14 protein-coding genes, 2 tRNA genes and 1 CRISPR repeat array (1 of these 17 cut by a window edge) are annotated in these 16,633 nt (G+C 63.9%); of the genes, 10 read left to right on the top strand and 6 right to left on the bottom strand.

Annotated elements, in window-relative coordinates; all coding sequences use genetic code 11:
- The first annotated feature begins 257 nt into the window (after positions 1-257).
- From ENJ37_02005 to ENJ37_01975, 7 genes are all read left to right on the top strand, one after another.
- Positions 258-989 carry a DUF72 domain-containing protein gene (locus ENJ37_02005; protein HHL39256.1) on the top strand — a complete coding sequence of 244 codons (732 nt, stop codon included), beginning with the start codon at positions 258-260 and terminating at the stop codon, positions 987-989.
- A 93-nt stretch (positions 990-1,082) separates the two neighbouring features.
- Positions 1,083-1,409: a (2Fe-2S) ferredoxin domain-containing protein gene (locus ENJ37_02000; GenBank protein ID HHL39255.1), complete on the top strand. Its 327-nt coding sequence runs from the start codon at positions 1,083-1,085 to the stop codon at positions 1,407-1,409.
- Positions 1,410-1,648: 239 nt separating this feature from the next.
- Complete coding sequence (locus tag ENJ37_01995) at positions 1,649-3,370, top strand: SagB/ThcOx family dehydrogenase (protein ID HHL39254.1); 1,722 nt, start codon at positions 1,649-1,651, stop codon at positions 3,368-3,370.
- Complete coding sequence (sfsA, locus tag ENJ37_01990) at positions 3,268-4,503, top strand: DNA/RNA nuclease SfsA (GenBank protein HHL39253.1); 1,236 nt, start codon at positions 3,268-3,270, stop codon at positions 4,501-4,503. Before ENJ37_01995 ends, sfsA begins: the two co-directional genes overlap by 103 nt.
- Positions 4,504-4,806: 303 nt before the next feature.
- Complete coding sequence (locus tag ENJ37_01985) at positions 4,807-5,940, top strand: aminotransferase class V-fold PLP-dependent enzyme (GenBank protein ID HHL39252.1); 1,134 nt, start codon at positions 4,807-4,809, stop codon at positions 5,938-5,940.
- Positions 5,941-5,957: 17 nt separating this feature from the next.
- Positions 5,958-6,977, top strand: coding sequence for a tRNA (adenosine(37)-N6)-threonylcarbamoyltransferase complex transferase subunit TsaD (tsaD, locus tag ENJ37_01980; protein HHL39251.1), 1,020 nt, complete (start codon positions 5,958-5,960; stop codon positions 6,975-6,977).
- Between the two features lie 309 nt (positions 6,978-7,286).
- Positions 7,287-7,571, top strand: a complete 285-nt coding sequence (locus tag ENJ37_01975) for a hypothetical protein (GenBank protein ID HHL39250.1) — start codon at positions 7,287-7,289, stop codon at positions 7,569-7,571.
- A 137-nt stretch (positions 7,572-7,708) separates the two neighbouring features.
- Here the strand turns inward: ENJ37_01975 and ENJ37_01970 are convergent, their stop codons facing one another.
- Positions 7,709-8,902, bottom strand: a complete 1,194-nt coding sequence (locus ENJ37_01970) for a response regulator (GenBank protein HHL39249.1) — start codon at positions 8,900-8,902, stop codon at positions 7,709-7,711.
- A 318-nt stretch (positions 8,903-9,220) separates the two neighbouring features.
- Positions 9,221-10,321: a DUF763 domain-containing protein gene (locus ENJ37_01965; GenBank protein ID HHL39248.1), complete on the bottom strand. Its 1,101-nt coding sequence runs from the start codon at positions 10,319-10,321 to the stop codon at positions 9,221-9,223.
- A gap of 140 nt (positions 10,322-10,461) precedes the next feature.
- Here ENJ37_01965 and ENJ37_01960 point away from each other — a divergent pair, with 140 nt between their 5' ends.
- Complete coding sequence (locus ENJ37_01960) at positions 10,462-11,121, top strand: rhomboid family intramembrane serine protease (protein HHL39247.1); 660 nt, start codon at positions 10,462-10,464, stop codon at positions 11,119-11,121.
- A 15-nt stretch (positions 11,122-11,136) separates the two neighbouring features.
- On the opposite strand, the gene smpB is transcribed toward ENJ37_01960, so the two are convergent.
- The 4 genes from smpB to ENJ37_01940 all read right to left on the bottom strand — a co-directional run bounded on the left by smpB (position 11,137) and on the right by ENJ37_01940 (position 13,637).
- Positions 11,137-11,604, bottom strand: coding sequence for an SsrA-binding protein SmpB (smpB, locus tag ENJ37_01955; protein ID HHL39246.1), 468 nt, complete (start codon positions 11,602-11,604; stop codon positions 11,137-11,139).
- The gene (locus tag ENJ37_01950) at positions 11,595-12,038 is read right to left on the bottom strand and encodes a hypothetical protein (protein HHL39245.1); all 444 of its coding nucleotides are present in this window, start codon (positions 12,036-12,038) and stop codon (positions 11,595-11,597) included. The genes smpB and ENJ37_01950 overlap by 10 nt, the downstream gene beginning before the upstream one ends.
- A gap of 199 nt (positions 12,039-12,237) precedes the next feature.
- A complete protein-coding gene (locus ENJ37_01945) occupies positions 12,238-12,357 on the bottom strand; it encodes a hypothetical protein (protein HHL39244.1) in 120 nt (39 codons plus the stop codon).
- A 788-nt stretch (positions 12,358-13,145) separates the two neighbouring features.
- A complete protein-coding gene (locus ENJ37_01940; GenBank protein HHL39243.1) occupies positions 13,146-13,637 on the bottom strand; it encodes a hypothetical protein in 492 nt (163 codons plus the stop codon).
- Positions 13,638-14,009: 372 nt separating this feature from the next.
- On the opposite strand from ENJ37_01940, the gene ENJ37_01935 reads away from it, so the two are divergent.
- Together ENJ37_01935 and ENJ37_01930 are read left to right on the top strand one after the other, a co-directional pair.
- Positions 14,010-14,101: transfer RNA gene (locus tag ENJ37_01935), tRNA-Ser, on the top strand.
- 354 nt (positions 14,102-14,455) lie between these two features.
- Positions 14,456-14,532: transfer RNA gene (locus ENJ37_01930), tRNA-Arg, on the top strand.
- Positions 14,533-14,944: 412 nt separating this feature from the next.
- A CRISPR array of direct repeats spans positions 14,945-16,633; the repeat unit is 37 nt; unit sequence GTTTCAGTTCCCTCTTCATAGGGAAAGGGTGTGTGAC (it continues 1,413 nt past the right edge of the window).

Below are 16,633 nucleotides of genomic sequence, written 5' to 3'. Positions count from 1 at the left end.
TTCTGTAGAAAGTTTCCCCCAGACCCCCTTCAAAGACTTTCAATACGAGTTGGTTTCCCCCTGTTTTGCTTGGCAAACAGGGGGAAACCAACTCGCATTAAAAGTTTTTGGAGGGAGTCTGAGGGAACCTTTTTACAAAAAGGTTCCCTCAGCGTAATAAATCAGAGCTTCCTTAGGGATTACCTTGGCCCCGCGAGGAATGGAGCGTGCAGGCTGTGGAGAGGACTGGAAAGGCCGGGGGCGGCGCGGGGGCGAGCCTGCTGGTTGGCACGTCGGGCTACGACTACGACCACTGGGAGAGTGTCTTCTACCCGGCGGGCCTTGAAAAGCGCGGGCGTCTCGGTTTCTACGCCGCCCGTTTTCCGACCGTGGAGATCAACAACACCTTCTACCACCTCCCCTCGCCCCGGGCCTTCGATCACTGGCGCGAAACGGCCCCGCCGGGCTTTGTCTTCGCCCTCAAGGCGAGCCGCTACATTACGCACATGAAGAAACTCAAGGACCCGGCCGCGCCGCTCGAAGCCTTCATGGAACGGGCGGCTCGTCTGGGAGGCGCCCTCGGCCCCGTACTCTTCCAGTTGCCGCCACGCTGGCGCCTCAACCGCCAGAGGCTCGCCCTCTTCATCGACGCCCTCCCCTCGGGCGTGGACTTCGCCTTCGAGTTCAGGGACGCAAGCTGGTTCGACGAGGAGGTCTACGCTCTGCTGCGCAGCCGGGGCCTCTCGCTCTGCATCTACCACATGGGCGAGTTCGCTTCGCCCGTCGTAGCCACCGCTCCATTCGTCTACATGCGCCTGCACGGCCCCCGGCCCGCCTACAGCGGCCGCTACGGCCGCCGCGGCCTCAGGCCCTGGGCCGACCTTGCAGGCGACTTCCTCGCCGAGGGCAGGGACGTCTACGTCTACTTCAACAACGACGCCGGCGGAGCGGCCGTCCTCGACGCGGCCGAACTCACGGCCATGATGGGGGAGCGGAGAAAAGAAGTCTAAGAGGGTCTCAATTGTCTTGAATAGCGGACCGTCCTGTTGTATCATAGGGACTGCGCCGCAACACTACCGAACCGACAAGGAGGCTTGAACACTATGGCCAAACCCGAGCGATTCCTCTTCATATGCAACAACGAGCGGCCCCAGGGCCACCCCCGCGGCTCCTGCACACTCAAGGGCGGGCGCGAGGTGGCGGCCAGGTTCTACGAGGTCATGGAAGAGCGCGGACTCACCGGCACCGTGGGGCTCGTCCCCACGGGATGCCTCGGCCCCTGCTTCGAGGGCCCCGTGGCGGCCCTCTTCCCCGACGACGTGTGGTACTGCAACATCACCCCCGCCGACGTGGAGGAGATCGTTGACAAACACTTCATCGGCGGAGAGCCGGTAAAACGACTCTTGCTGCGCGACGAAGACTGGGGTTGACTACCCGGGGGGAAACTTTCTGTAGAAGGGCCGCAGGCCCGCGTCTTCCCCCCGCCCTCTCGTATGTTACTCGGGTCCTCGGCGGCAGCCGGGAGGTTCGGCCTGCGCCAGGCGGGATCTTTACGCCTTTGCGGCCCGAACCTCCCGGCTGCCGCCCCCAGGCGGCGGGCGCGGTCAATACCCCCTTCAAAGACTTTTAATTCCCTGCGGATCATCCCGATTTTGCTTGCAAAATCGGGATGATCCGCAGGGCGTTAAAAGTTTTTGGAGGGAGTCTGAGGGAACCGTGGGTCTGTGACCCTTTACAAAAAGGTTCCCTCAGCAGGGATGCGGAGCATGGCGTGGAGATATCGGGGATCAGCGACTACCACGAGCGGACGAAGCACCGTCCCGGCCGTTACGCCGTCGGTCCCGGCGGACTGGACTGGCGCAGCGAACCCGATCCGCGGCGGGTCTACGCCGAGGCGCCGCGCATCGAGCTTCCCCTGCTCGCCCGCGACCCCGCCGCCGGCTCCGGGGCGCTCTGCAAAAGAGAGGAGCGCGGGCCGGAGTCTCTCACAATCGACCACGCGGCCGCCGTTGTCGAGCTCTCGCTGGGACTGTCGGCCTGGAAGGGTTACGGAGGGACGCGCTGGGCGCTTCGCATGAACCCGTCCAGCGGCAACCTCCATCCCGTGGAGGCGTACCTGCTGCTGCCGCCGCTGGACGGCGAGCCTGGACGGCTCTGCCACTACGAGCCCTTCGATCACGTCCTCGAGGTGAGGGCCCTGGGACCGGGCGCGGAGGCGGGGGACGGGGCGGGCGCCTTCGTGGTGGTCCTCACGTCGATCTGGTGGCGCGAATGCTGGAAGTACGGTGAGAGGGCCTTTCGCTACTGCCTCCTCGACGCAGGCCACGCCGCTGCGGCCGTCTCCGTCGCCGCCGGCCTCTTCGGCCTGCGCGTGCGGTACATGACGGAACCGACGGACAACGAGCTCCGCGCGCTCACGGGACTCGACAGGACCGCCTTCGCTCCTTTCGAAGACGAGGACCCGGTGATGGCCCTCCTCGTGGAAGGCCCGCACGGGGAAGCCGCCGGCTCTCTCCCCCGGGACCCTCTCGCCGCCGTGCCGGCGGGCTCCGAGCTCATGGGCGCGCCCAACCGGCTCAGCGCCGAGCACGACGACTGGTCGGTCGTCTACGAGGCGGCGCGGATAACCGAAAAGAGGCGAAGCGGGCCGGCCCCGCCGCCGCTTCCCTGGCGCGGCGGGGTGCCCCAGCCCTCACCCGACCTTCCGGCGGCCTCGGTCATACGGCGGCGCCGCAGCGGCAGAGACTACGACGGCCGCACGGCCATGACGAGCGGCGACTTCTTCGCCATCCTCGAATCCCTCATGCCCGCCGCCGGACGCCTCCCCTACGAGCTCTCCATACCGGTCCGGCCCTCGGATCTCTTCATCTTCGTCCACCGTGTGGAGGGGCTTGAAAAGGGGCTGTACGTGCTGGTGCGAAGCGGCGAGGGCGGGAGGCTGCGCGGCGCCACGGACCCGCGCTTTCTCTGGCGCGCCGTGGAAGGCGCGCCGCAGGACCTGGAGCTGCGTCTTCTGCGCCGCGGTGATCTTTCGCGCCTGGCCGCCCTCTGCGCCTGCGGCCAGGCCATAGCGGCCGACGGCGCCTTCTCGCTCGCCATGGTCACGGACCTGTCCGGCGCCGTCGAGGCCGACGCCCACGCCTACAGGAGACTCCACTGGGAGGCGGGCCTCACCGGCCAGGTCCTCTACCTCCAGGCCACGGCCCGCGGCCTCTCGGGCACGGGCATAGGCTGTTTCTTCGACGACCTCGTCCGCGAACTGCTCGGCATCGACGACGACTCGCTCCAGTGCGTCTACCTCTTCGCCGTGGGCAAGGCCGTCGGCGACGAGCGGCTCTCCACCGCGCCGCCCTACGCCCATCTCGCCGGACGGCGAAGGAGCCTGCCTTAGTGCGCCTCTTCGGGGCGCTCAGGCGGGGCCGCTTCATCGAAAGGCCCAACCGCTTCGTTGTGGTGTGCGAGGTCGGGGGACGGCGAAGTTCGGCCTATCTGCCCAACCCCGGACGCCTGAGCGAACTCCTCCACCCCGGCGCCGCCCTCTTGCTCGAGGAGAGCCCCGGCAAGCGCCACCCCTTCACGGCCGTGGCCGTCGAAAGGGACGGTACGCCCGTCATGCTCCACACCCACAGGACAAACGACGCCGCCGCCCACCTCATCGCGGAAGGGCTCGTGCCGGGCTTCGAGGGCGCAAGGATCCTGGAGCGCGAGGTCCGCTTCGGCCGCAGCCGCTTCGACCTCCTCGTCGAGCGGCGGGGACGGCGCACGGTGGTGGAGGTCAAGTCCTGCACGCTCTTCGGCCGCCGGGCCGCCCTCTTTCCCGACGCCGTCACCGAGCGTGGGGCGCGCCACGTCGAGGAGCTCGCGGCGCTTGCCCGCGACGGCCTCGACGCGGCCGTGCTCTTCATCGTCGGCAGCCCCGGCCTCGAGTGCTTCCTCCCCGACTACCACACGGACCCGGCCTTCGCAGCCGCCCTCTGCAGGGCGCGCACAAAGGTCGATGTCGTCGCCTGCGCCGTGAGCTACGGCGCGGACCTGACCCTCGAGGCCGAGACCAGGCGCCTTCCCGTCGCATGGTCCGTCGTGGAGCGCGAAAACGTGGACAGCGGCGCATACCTCGCGGTGGCGCGGGTCGAAAGGGAAACTACGGTCGAGCCCGGCGGCCTCGCCCCGCTACGGCTCTCGAAGGGATTTTACGTATACGCCGGGGCGGCCCCGGCGGGACTCGACGCGGCGGTCCGTGGGCTCCGGCCCCTGAGAAAACGCCTGCGAAGCCCCTTCGACCACCTCCGCGCAGTCTCGACGCTTCGCGCCGCCCTTGCCGTGCGCACGCCCGAAGACTCCATGGCCTGCATGCTCGCCCGCGGCCTCCGCGCCCTCTCCGACAGGCCGGTCCCGGGCTTCGGCCCGGGCCGCTGCCCTTGCGCCTCCCACCTCTTCTTCTTCGAGAAAGACCCCATGAACTCACCGTCCTTCCACGACATGCTCATCCACATGCGCATCGAACGCCACTTGAGGGAGCCTTGAGGAAGCCCTAACTGGGGAAACGGCCCTTGGCTGTCGGGCCGCGCCAGGCGGGATCTTTTTACGCCTTTGCGGCCCGACAGCCGAGGGCCGTACTAATCGGGCCACAAAAGACTTATGCCAGAAAAACGCCTGACTCGTCGGCGATAAAGAATTGACCCCCAAAAAACGGGACCCGGCGGGAGAGAAGGACGAGGGCCGCATGGAGTCCCGACGCCGACACGACACCCGTCAAGATTCAACGGTTTTTCTTTGCTTACTTTCTTTTTTCCCAAAAAGAAAGTAAGATTCTGCTAAAATGTCGGGATGATCTATCTCGACAACGCCGCAACGAGCTTTCCCAAGCCGCCCGGTGTGGCCGGGGCCATGGGGCGCGTGGTTGCCGAGGTGGGCGGAAGCCCCGGCAGAAGCTCCCACCGCATGGCCCTGGAGGCCGCCCGCCTCGTCTTCGCGGTGCGCGAAAAGGCGGCCGCGCTGCTCGGCGTGGACGACTCGTCGCGCATCGTCTTCACCAAGAACGCCACCGAATCCATAAACCTCGCGCTCAAGGGCCTTGTCCGCGCCGGCGACCACGTGGTGACCACGGCCTTCGAGCACGACAGCGTGGCCGCCACCCTGCGGGCCCTCGAAGCGGCCGGGGCGGAGGTGACGAGACTGCGCCCGGCGAAGGGCCATACGGTCGGCCCCGACGATGTAAGGAAGGCCCTGAGACCGGCAACACGCATGGTGGTCATGACCCATGCGTCAAACGTCCTCGGCGCCATCCAGCCCATCGCCGAGGTCGGCGGGCTGTGCCGCAGCCGCGGCGTGCTCTTCATGGCCGACTGCGCCCAGACGGCGGGCGCCCTGCCCGTGGACGCCGAGTCCATGGCCATTGACGTCCTCGCCGCAACGGGCCACAAGTCGCTTCTCGGTCCCCAGGGCACGGGCCTTCTCTACCTGCGCGAAGGCGTGGAGCCTGCGCCTCTTCTCCACGGCGGCACCGGCTCGGCGGACCGGGACGCCGAGACGCCGGAGAGACTGGAGGCGGGAACGCTCAATACCCCAGGCATAGCGGGGCTCGGCGCGGCCATCGACTTCCTGGCCGAAAGGACCGTCGCCGCCCTGAGAGAGCGCGAGATCGAGCTCACGGCGCGCCTTCTCGAAGGGCTCGCCTCCATCAAGGGAGTGACGGTGCTCGGCCCACGGGAGCCGGAAAAGAGGGTCCCGCTCGTATCGTTCAACATCGGGGGGCTCGACCCCCAGCAGGTGGGTATGCGGCTCGACGGCGACTTCTCCATAATGGTCCGCTGCGGCCTGCACTGCGCACCCGACGCCCACAGCCTGGCCGGCACCATGCCCCGGGGGGCGGTGCGCGCAAGCCCCGGCTGCTTCACCACCGAAGACCACATAGACGCGCTCATAGCCGCAGTGAAGGAAATAGCGGCAGGTGCGGCTTGACGCAAGGAGGAAACTCGTTGCTCGTACTCGGCATAGAATCATCGTGCGACGACACGGCCGCCGCGGTGGTCGAGGACGGCGCGCGCCTGCTCTCCTCGGTCGTCTCCTCGCAGGACGACATACACGGCAGGTACGGCGGCGTGGTGCCAGAGCTCGCCTCGCGCCGCCACATAGAAACGGTGATACCCGTAGTCGAAGAGGCGCTCTCGAGGGCCGGGCTTTCGCTCGAAGAGATCGACGCCATCGGCGTCACCCGCGGCCCCGGGCTCGTGGGCTCCATATTGGTGGGGCTGTCCTTCGCCAAGGCCATAGCCTATGTGTCCGGCAAGCCCTTTGTGGGCGTGAACCATATAGAGGCCCACTCCATGGCGGCCTTCATCGACGGCGGCGAAGGCGGCCAGGCCCCCTGCTTTCCGCTCGTCGCCCTCATAGTCTCCGGGGGACACACGACACTTCTCGAGTACACATCCCACTGCGACTACCGGGTGCTCGGTCAGACGCGCGACGACGCGGCGGGCGAGGCCTTCGACAAGGCGGCAAAGCTCCTGGGACTCGGCTTCCCCGGCGGAGCGGCCATAGACAGGGCGGCCGGCGGGGGAGACGCCTCCGCCGTGCCCTTCAAACGTCCCATGCTGGAGGACAAGAAAAACCTCGACTTCAGCTTCAGCGGCATAAAGACGGCGGTGCTAAACCACATAAGTGGGCTGGGACGCCCGCCCGCCCCCTCAGAGACGGCCGACATAGCGGCGAGCTTCCAGGAGGCCGTCGTTGACGTGCTCGTGGAAAAGGCCTTCCGGGCCCTCGGCGCCACAGGCTCGGACACGCTCATCGTCGCCGGCGGCGTGGCCTGCAACTCCAGACTCCGCGCAAGACTCGCCGAGCGCGCCGCCTCCGGCCGGGTTAGGCTCTTCATCCCGCCGCCGCGCCTGTGCAGCGACAACGCCGCCATGGTCGCGGCGGCCGCCTACCACATGCTAAAGAACGGCAGGCGCGACCCCCTCTCCTTGAACGCCCTCCCGAGCTGGAAATCCTTCTGACCTACTTTCTTTTTTGAAAAAAAGAAAGTAGGCAAAGAAAAAACAGGAAGTCTTGTTGGACGACGAAACGTCGTCGGTGCGCAAAGCGGCTGCCGGCCTTATCCCTCCGGCCGCCTCCCCTCTCCGAAACGGGTTCTACAGCCGCGAAACCGCTTTTAGAGCGGCTTCACGGCTCCTTGCGAGCCGCTCCGGCATCGCGCAAAGGGCCTCTCCCCGCCGTAAAAAAAGACTTGACAAAGCCCGATCGGATTGATCAGCCGGAATTTTTCTGCTATTTTTAGATAAATACCCTTTTTCAAGGAGGCGACTATGGCAAAGACGGCTACGGCACTAAAAGGCATAGTCAGGCGTGAAGAGGCGCTCCTGGCCAAGCTCGTGGAGACCACCAAGGCTGCGGCCATGAAGGAGACCAAGGCCGCGCTCAGGGAGATCGCAAAGGGCAAGCGCGAGCACATCAGGGCGCTGAAGAAACTGGTGACGGCCGAAGAGAAGTGCGCCGCCAAACCCGCTTCCAAGTGCGGCCCCAGGGCCAAGTCAGCCTCCACGAAAAAGAAGACGGCGGCGAAGGATACCTCCGCAAAGGCCAAGAAGTAGAAGGACCGCTTTACTTCGACGGTCTCTGCTTGACGGTGACTGATGCGAAAGGCGGCGGGTGTGACCCACACCCGCCGCCTTTTTCCGGGGAAGCGTGAAAAGGCGCCGGCCGAGCGTATGGACCGGCGCGCTCTGTGTCAGGCGCCCGCGCCGCCTCCGAGCACGTTGTGGAGGGCGTTTCTCAGTTCGGCGACCGTATAGGGCTTTGCCAGGGCATAGCAGAAGCCGTGCTTCTTGTAGTCGCTCATGATCGGATCGTCTATCTGGCCGCTCGAGACGATGGCCTTCACGTTGGGGTCCATCTCGCGCAGCCTCTTTATCGCCTCCCTTCCGTCCATGCCTCCCACAATGGTAAGGTCCATGAGCACGGCGTCGAAAGGCTCGTTGCGCCTGAGCGCCTCGTCGTAACGCCGCAGGGCCTCGTCTCCGTTTCTTGCAAACACCACGTCGTGTCCGAAGGGCGAGAGCATCTCGTCGAGGAGCGTGCACACCGCCTCCTCGTCCTCCATGACGAGTATCTTGCCGTCCGTGACAAGCGGCGCGGAAGCGGCCCGGCCCTCCTCCTTCTCCTCCGAAACCGGGAGATAGACGAAGGCCGTCGTGCCCTGGCCGACCCTGGACTCGAGCCTCATCGTACCGCCGTGGCTCTTTACTATGTGAAGGGCCGTAAAGAGACCGAGCCCGTGCCTGCCCGACGGTGAGAGATAATCGGGATCGAAGACCCTGTCGAGCATTTCGGGAGGGATGCCCGGTCCGTCGTCCCTTACGCCTATCCTCACGTAGCGTCCCTGCTCCAGTCCGAGCGAGTTGCCCTCGGAGAGCATCAGCTCGTCGGCCGATACCATGATCGACCGGCGGCCGTCCCCCCCTTCACCGGCGCTGGTCACCAGCTCGTAGAGCACGCTCGTCATCAGCGACTCGTCGACGTATACGCAAGGCAGGTCCTCGGGCACGTAACGCCTGCAGCTTGCCTGCGAATCAATGAGCGCCGAGCTGACGGCCCCCTCCACAAGGGCCGCGACTTGAACGGGGTGCATGGCCGGCCTGTCGCCGTTGAAAAAGGCGAGCATCTGGCGGGTCAGGTTCTTCGCCTTCAGGGCCGCCCGCTCCGCTGCCTTCAGCCGCTTCACCACCTCGTCGTCAAGCTCGCCCGACATGAGGACAAGGGCGATGTTGCCGAGCAACGACGTGACAATGTTGTTGAAGTCGTTGACGGCGCTTCTGGCAAAGACCCGCGTCTTCTCAAAACGCTGCTCGAGCTCGGAGATGCCGCCCTTGAGAGCGTCGAGCTCGTCGAGCAACGCCTCTGTCTTCCTGGAAACGTCATCCATAGACAACCTCCCCGATATTCAGAGCTCCCCTTATGGAAATTCTGCTTTATTGCACTGGGGGAAACTTTCTGTAGAAAGTTTCCCCCAGACCCCCTTCAAAGACTTTTAATTCCCTGCGGATCACCCCGATTTTGCTTGAAGCAAAATCGGGGTGATCCGCAGGGCGTTAAAAGTTTTTGGAGGGAGTCTGAGGGAACCGGGGGTCTGTGACCCTTTTACAAAAAGGTTCCCTCAGGGCAATTAATCAGAGCTTCCTTATATTTTACTTACAAAATTTACACCTTGCAAAGGAAAAGCGCTTGTGCGCCGGCATGGGGCTCAGCGGCGCCTCGTTCCCCTTTCCATGCGGGCGAGCCGCTTGAGGGCGTCGATCTTGTCGCTGCGCCCTATCCGCGCCCTTTCGAGCGCATCGGTGAGGTACTCTATGGTCGAATCGTAGAGCCGCCGGTCCACGGGGTATGGATGTCCGTCCTTGCCGCCGTGGGCGAAGCTGAAGCGCGCCGGATCATCGGTCGAGGCTCTGGCGCCGTAGAGGAGCTCGGCCAGAAGGCTGAGCGCTCTCACGGTCTTCGCCCCCACGCCCGGCATGGCCAGCAGCGCCTCGAAATCGGCGGGGCCGCTCTCGTAGGTGGAGAGGAATATCTTGTGGAGCCTGCGGGGGTTGATGTCGGCCCTTGTCACGGCGTGGCGCGAGGGCATCTCAAGGTGCACCGCCTTTTCGAGCTCGCGCACCAGGGTATCGGGGTGTTGACGGGACAGTTCGGCGCAGCAGGCTCTCGCCTCCCCGCTCGCCGCCGCCACCATGTTGAGAGCCGTTCCCCTGACGTCGCAGCAGACGCCGCTGTGGGGCTCGCAGACGAAGCCGCGCTCCCCCGCCGGGCCGTCGGTCCCGCCCACCCAGTGGTAGCGTCTCGCCAAGCCGCTCCCTTCGTTCATCCCCTGCTGCACCACCACCCATGAACCGTCGGCGGTGAAGAAGAAGCTGTGGTGGTATATGGAGTAGCCGTCCTGGAGGGCCGAGCTGTCCACCTTTGCCGACATGCGGCTTGCGTAGACGAGTCTTTCCACCGGCGCCGAAACGGCCTCGCCCTTGTCGCATATCTCCGCCGGCGTCCGGCGCGAGGTCCTGCCCTTGCCGCCGGCCGCGAAGATCCCCACGTCGCGCTCCATGCCGCGCAGCGCCTCCTTGAGCGCGGCGCAAAGCGTCGTCGTCACGCCGCTCGAGTGCCAGTCGAAACCAACGGCGCATCCGAGGGCCTGGAACCAGAAGGGATCGGAGAGACGGCGCACAAGCTCCCGCGGCCCCCCGTCGTCGACGACGGCGATTACGACCTGGCGCGCAAGGCGCGTCATCCGCTCGAAGAGCCAGCGCGGAGCGCGGCCGCCGTGAAGCGGCAGGCTGGCTGTCCCGGTGCGCACGGCCGCCATCGTCACCCCTCAACGCCCGTCAACTCGTCCACGGCGCGCCATACGGCCCCCGGCCGCCCGGCGGGCGGATATTCACGGCCGCGAAATAAAAGGTTGACCGGCGGTGCGATTCGGTAGGAAAATCGAGGTCTATGATACCTCTCAAGGACGAAAACCCCACGGGAAGCTTTCCCATCGTAACGGTGCTCATCATCGCCATCAACGCCGCCGTCTTCCTCTTTCAGTCGACGCTGACGCCCGGCGCGCAGGAGGTCTTCATCTACAGGACCGCCGTCATACCTTACGAGATAACGCACTTCACCGACATCTACCCCTGGGGGATCCTGCCGCCGCCCTTTACGCTGCTCACCGCCATGTTCGTACACGGAGGCTTCTTCCACATGGCCGGCAACATGCTCTATCTGTGGATCTTCGGCGACAACATCGAGGACAGGCTCGGACACCTCAGGTTTCTGCTATTCTATCTCTTTACCGGAGCCGTGGCGAGCCTCGCCCACATCATGGCCGAGCCGTCGTCGTCCATGCCCATGGTGGGCGCGAGCGGCGCCGTCGCCGGCGTGCTCGGCGCCTACTTCCTCGTCTTTCCGAGGGCGAGGATCCTCACGCTGCTGTTTTTCTTCTTCTTCGTCCAGGTGGTGAGGGTTCCGGCGCTGGTATTCCTCGGCATATGGTTCGTCTTTCAGGTATTGAACTCCATGGCCGGCGGCAACATAGCCTGGTTCGCCCACATCGGCGGCTTTCTCGCGGGCATGCTCCTCATAGGATTTACAGGAAGGGGACGGGCGCGATAGAGGGACCCCCGTGCCTCAGCGCCGCCTGGCGCGCGAGTCCTTGATATCCCTTGCCGCCTCACGCTCCATGGTCTTGCGCCTTATGGCTTCGCGCTTGTCGTAGAGCTTCCTGCCCTTTGCAAGAGCGATCTCGACCTTCGCCTTGCCGTCCTTGAAGTATATCCTGGTGGGGATGAGCGTGTAGCCCCGCTCCCTGGTCTTGCCGATGAGTCGCTTTATCTCCCTTCTGTGGAGCAGCAGCTTTCGCGTGCGGGTGGGATCGGGTCTGGCAAATGAGTCGGCCTGCTCGTAGGGACTTATGTGCGCCCCCACCAGAAAGACCTCCCCGTCCCTGATGCGGGCGTAACTGTCCTTGAGGTTCGCCCTGCCGGCGCGAAGCGACTTCACTTCGCAGCCCTCAAGGCTCAGACCGGCCTCGAAGCGCTCCTCGATGAAGTAGTCGTGAAAGGCCTTGCGGTTGGTGCAGACTGTCTTTACGGGCAATGGTGTACGACCCTTATGATAGTCGGTCTGTAGGACCGGGCCCGCGAGGCCGAACGGGTCGTAATCCTCACGACCAGGAAGGCAGCGGCGAGGAAGACGAGACCGAAGACGGCCGAGGCGGCGTCACGCTCGGCGCCGAAGCCGAAGGTCGAACCGAGACGGTCCCCCACGAGCACGCCGACGATGAAGCTTGCCAGGGGAAAGAGATAGAGGAGGGCGCCGGCCTTGAGTGACGCGGACGTGCTCACGGCGAAGACCACCTCGTCGCCGACCCTGGCGTTGACCGGATTGTCCGCCTCTATGAGCATGTCGTCGCCCTCGCCGGGACGGCAGCTGCTCTTCTGCGAACACCCCTCGCAGGCCTTGTCGCGGCGCGCCTTTATGATGGCGAAGTCCTCGCCCGTCTCTATGACTATGCCTTTTTCTTCCGCCATACATCAATCTTACCAGAATTGAAAAGGGCTTTCAAGGAGGCTGGGATTGTCGATGGAGAAGCTCTCCGGGTGAAGGGGCGCGCGCCTTCCCTCCGGGACTCTTACCGGGCCGGCAAGGCCGGTTCCTCGAAGGCCCGCGGTAAGGCCGCGCAAGGGCGGCGCGGCCGGGAGAGCGAAAAGAACGGAGCGGGACCGACGGTCAATGGATGGTCTTTTTCCCCGAGCAGCACTCGCGGTATCTCAGTCCGCTGCCGCAGGGACAGGGGGCGTTGCGGCCCGCCGGGCCTTCGCGCACCGGCTCATCGAGGTCGTCGGCCATGAAGTCGGGCACGGCGGCGGCCGGCGCGTTGCGGCGCTGCTCCTCGACGCGCCAGCGGGCCCTCCGCTCGGCCAGCTTCTCGGCGTCGTAGAACTCGAGCCAGTCACGGGTGTAGATGTAGAGGTCCGGCTCCGGCCTCGCAAGCTCGTCGTCCACCTCGGCGGGAAGGAAGGCGAAGGCGTACTCGTCGTCTTCCCTCAGCCGCCCGGCTTCCTCTTCGGCGAAGGCCATGAGCTCGTTCTCGTAGCCCACGCACCGGAAGTCGAGCAGTATGTGGCCCGCCGTCTGGCGCAGGTAGAGGTCGGCGTCGCCGTCGCTCAGGATGGAGGCGCAGAGCTCGAAGACCTTTTCGAGCTGTGCGGGGTCGGCCATGGCCGAGGCCGCCGCAGCCTCGAGCGCCACCGAGCGCGTGTGCCAGTCGGATGTCACGTCCTCGGCTATGGCGCGCACGTAGGGCAGAGCGCAGGGACCGAGGGCGCCGAAGATGCTCGGAAGCTCCTCGTACACCCAGTCGCAGTCGAAGGCCACGGAGAGCCTCAGGGCCCTGGCCAGCGGCAGCGCCGCCTCGGGCCGGCGCAACGCGCCGAGGATGTAGACTCCGTGGACGACGGCCCACCACTCGGGCCTGTCGGCGAGCCAGTTGTCGCGCTCGGTGACGATTGCGGCGAGGGCGGGCGCCATCGAGGGGGCGCGCCTTACGAACTCGTCGACGGCGTCGCGCGGGAGCCTGTCCTCTTCGGTGAAAAGGAGCTCGACGAGCTCGCCGTCTTCCATCTCGGCGAAGAATGTCATGGCCTTCCGGGCGTGTCGCCGTCCGGGCCGCCGAGAAAGAGCCCGCAGTCGGGACACTCCGCGGCCGAGCCCCCGACCTTTGCGCCGCAGGCCGGGCACAGACCCGACTCCATGCGCTTTTTCGTCTCGGCGAGCTCGGGATGGATGGTCAGCCAGTACTTCTCGAGCACCTCCGTCGCCTTCTCCATGTGAGATTGGTGGACGAGCAGGCCGAAGCCGCCGTCCCCGGCGCACTTGCCGCCGCCCTTGACGACGTGGGCCTCGATGCCCGCCTCGTCGAGCACCTTTGCAAGCTCCGAGACGCGCCCGATGGCGCCTTCCTCTATGCAGACGAGTTTTCCTTCGGCCTCATGGACGGCCGCCTCTTGCCGCTCCAGTTCCCCGAGCTCTTCGGGAAAGACGAGCCTCACCTCGCACGAGTCGCACATATCCACGTGGGGATAGAACTCGCCGCCGCAGCCCGGACATATCTTTACCTGTTCCCCCATGGGTAAGCATCCCTTTCTCAAGACGGCCCCGCCGTCGATGAACCCTTTATAGTCCCTTATAGTCCCTCGGCCCCGGAATTGCAAGTTTTTTCTCCACCACCCAAAACCGGTCTTGATTAAGACCCCTGATTCATGTTAATAGACAAGGAAGCTCTGATTAATTACACTGAGGGAGCCTTTTTGTAAAGGGTCATAGACCCACGGGTCACAGCCCCACGGTTCCCTCAGACTCCCTCCAAAGACTTTTAACGCCCTGCGGCTCCTCCCGGTTTTGCAAGCCAAACTGGGAGGAACCGCAGGGAATTGAAAGTCTTTGAAGGGGGTCTGGGGGAAACTTTCTGTAGAAAGTTTCCCCCAGGGTAAATAATCGTCGGAGAGGTGGCCGAGCGGTTGAAGGCAGCTGCCTGCTAAGCAGTTGTAGGGGTAACACTCTACCGAGGGTTCGAATCCCTCCCTCTCCGCCACTGCGCCCGGTGGTTTCAGGCGGGGCGGCAGCGGAGGGCGCCGTTCAGGCCGGTGGGCCGGTGGGATGGAGCCTGTCCGGGGAACCGGCTGAAACCGGGAGAGTTCGGGGCGGTGCCGGATGGGTTGCGGGCGATATGGTGGAGAGGTCAACTTGCAATGTCGCTCCACACGGTCACCGGGGGCAGCGAAGAGAGAGGGCAGCGAAGAGAGAGGGGGGGTAGCGAAGAGATTGAAATCAAGGGAGACTCTGCTTAAGGGGAACTCTGATTTATTGTACTGAGGGCACCTGTCTGTAAGAGGGTCACAGCCCCCCGGCTCCCTCAGTGCAATAAATCAGGGCTTCCCAAGACTTTGCGCCTGTAGCTCAGCTGGATAGAGCGTCGGACTACGAATCCGCAGGTCGGGGGTTCGAATCCCTCCAGGCGCGCCAGTTAAAGCGAGGGGTTGCGGCAAGTGCCGCAACCCCTTTTTCATTTGCGCTTACCGGACTGGCCGCAGACCTGCTTACGGCCGGTCTTCGGGTGCGCGCGGAGACGTGACTCGCCCGCCGCATAGCGCCGCTCGGTTCCTCCCCGCCTCGGTGTGCCGCCGCCGGCTCCTGAGGCCGGCCCTGCTCGGGGATCCAGCCTTCGCCCCATGGCGCGGCTTGCCGTTCTGTCCGTCGCGGTCGCGCTGCCGCCTGTAGCGCGGTCCCGGAGCTCGAGTTCCGGGACCGCGCCGAATCTCATCGGCAAATACATTGCCGCCTGTCAGCTCGCCTCCCTTCTGTCGCCGACCATGGCCGTGACTGCGGCGCGGTCATCGAGGCCCCTGCGATCACCGCCGAGCCCGTTACCGTCCCGACCAGAATTCCCTCTTCATAGGGAAGGGGTGTGTGACGTTCGCGCGACGTCCGAAGAGGACAACTATTGGACGTTTCAGTTCCCTCTTCATAGGGAAAGGGTGTGTGACTCTACAGCAAATTTAAGGACTTCAGTGATGTCTCGTTTCAGTTCCCTCTTCATAGGGAAAGGGTGTGTGACTATTACTCCCCCCTGGGGGAGACAGTGATGTACCGTTTCAGTTCCCTCTTCATAGGGAAAGGGTGTGTGACGACACCCTTCCTCCCAGGTGGCGCGCACCTTCTTCGGTTTCAGTTCCCTCTTCATAGGGAAAGGGTGTGTGACTCGACCTTCTTCGTTATCCGCCCTGTCTTCTTGCCCAGTTTCAGTTCCCTCTTCATAGGGAAAGGGTGTGTGACGGCTCGGCGAGTGCTCCACGGCAGAGGAAAAATACAGTGTTTCAGTTCCCTCTTCATAGGGAAAGGGTGTGTGACATTATTGATTTAGAGGAAATGCCGGACGGTTCTTATGGTTTCAGTTCCCTCTTCATAGGGAAAGGGTGTGTGACTGGGGGTCGGGTCGGAGGTTTACGCCGCTGTTTGTGCGTTTCAGTTCCCTCTTCATAGGGAAAGGGTGTGTGACAGTATATGTGTAGCCAAAGCTGTAGCTCTCAAACAGTTTCAGTTCCCTCTTCATAGGGAAAGGGTGTGTGACACCTGTGTGCTTCTTGGGCTTGAGCCCGACACTATGTTTCAGTTCCCTCTTCATAGGGAAAGGGTGTGTGACGTCGACGAACTTCTTGCTTCGGTACCTCACAATCAGTTTCAGTTCCCTCTTCATAGGGAAAGGGTGTGTGACGACATCAGCCCCAAGGGCTACGCGAACGAGGTCGGGTTTCAGTTCCCTCTTCATAGGGAAAGGGTGTGTGACGGCGGAGCCGTGGACTACTCCACCGCCTGTTATTTCGTTTCAGTTCCCTCTTCATAGGGAAAGGGTGTGTGACAAATCCGCCCCCTCGTCCCGTGCACGGGTGCTTGCGTTTCAGTTCCCTCTTCATAGGGAAAGGGTGTGTGACCTCCCTTACCCGTCACTACCCCGTCTGACACCCACAGAGTTTCAGTTCCCTCTTCATAGGGAAAGGGTGTGTGACGTGGGACGAGAACGGCGAACCGGCCGTAATCAGGGTCGTTTCAGTTCCCTCTTCATAGGGAAAGGGTGTGTGACTCTTCTTCCCCCCGACGCCCTCAGCCGACTTGTGGGTTTCAGTTCCCTCTTCATAGGGAAAGGGTGTGTGACCGGGCCGGACCCTTCGAATCTCACGGAATTCAAGCGTTTCAGTTCCCTCTTCATAGGGAAAGGGTGTGTGACCGTGCAAGGTCACAGGAAAGACAATATTATTGATTGTTTCAGTTCCCTCTTCATAGGGAAAGGGTGTGTGACGAGGGAAAACCCATCGAGATCGTCTGGTACGACCTGTTTCAGTTCCCTCTTCATAGGGAAAGGGTGTGTGACCCGGGGCGCTCGACAGGCACTACACGCTGCGTCTGTTTCAGTTCCCTCTTCATAGGGAAAGGGTGTGTGACGAGGAAGCCCTTTACCGGGGCCTCGGTGATCCGGCGAGTTTCAGTTCCCTCTTCATAGGGAAAGGGTGTGTGACCGTACTGGGGGCCGTTGTACTCCACGTGGTTCATCCGTTTCAGTTCCCTCTTC

The sequence above is a fragment of the Deltaproteobacteria bacterium genome (assembly GCA_011375175.1).
Taxonomy (GTDB): domain Bacteria; phylum Desulfobacterota; class GWC2-55-46; order GWC2-55-46; family DRME01; genus DRME01.
This window is presented reverse-complemented; position numbering and strand designations above follow the sequence as displayed.

What these genes read in the sequence shown, in the direction of transcription:
- ENJ37_02000 (HHL39255.1), top strand. Translation starts at nt 1,083, where the DNA reads ATGGCCAAACCCGAGCGATTCCTCTTCATATGCAACAACGAGCGGCCC.
- ENJ37_01995 (HHL39254.1), top strand. Translation starts at nt 1,649, where the DNA reads ATGATCCGCAGGGCGTTAAAAGTTTTTGGAGGGAGTCTGAGGGAACCG.
- ENJ37_01985 (HHL39252.1), top strand. Translation starts at nt 4,807, where the DNA reads ATGATCTATCTCGACAACGCCGCAACGAGCTTTCCCAAGCCGCCCGGT.
- ENJ37_01975 (HHL39250.1), top strand. Translation starts at nt 7,287, where the DNA reads ATGGCAAAGACGGCTACGGCACTAAAAGGCATAGTCAGGCGTGAAGAG.
- ENJ37_01970 (HHL39249.1), bottom strand. Translation starts at nt 8,902, where the DNA reads ATGGATGACGTTTCCAGGAAGACAGAGGCGTTGCTCGACGAGCTCGAC.
- ENJ37_01960 (HHL39247.1), top strand. Translation starts at nt 10,462, where the DNA reads ATGATACCTCTCAAGGACGAAAACCCCACGGGAAGCTTTCCCATCGTA.
- ENJ37_01950 (HHL39245.1), bottom strand. Translation starts at nt 12,038, where the DNA reads ATGGCGGAAGAAAAAGGCATAGTCATAGAGACGGGCGAGGACTTCGCC.
- ENJ37_01945 (HHL39244.1), bottom strand. Translation starts at nt 12,357, where the DNA reads ATGGCCGACGACCTCGATGAGCCGGTGCGCGAAGGCCCGGCGGGCCGC.
- ENJ37_01940 (HHL39243.1), bottom strand. Translation starts at nt 13,637, where the DNA reads ATGGGGGAACAGGTAAAGATATGTCCGGGCTGCGGCGGCGAGTTCTAT.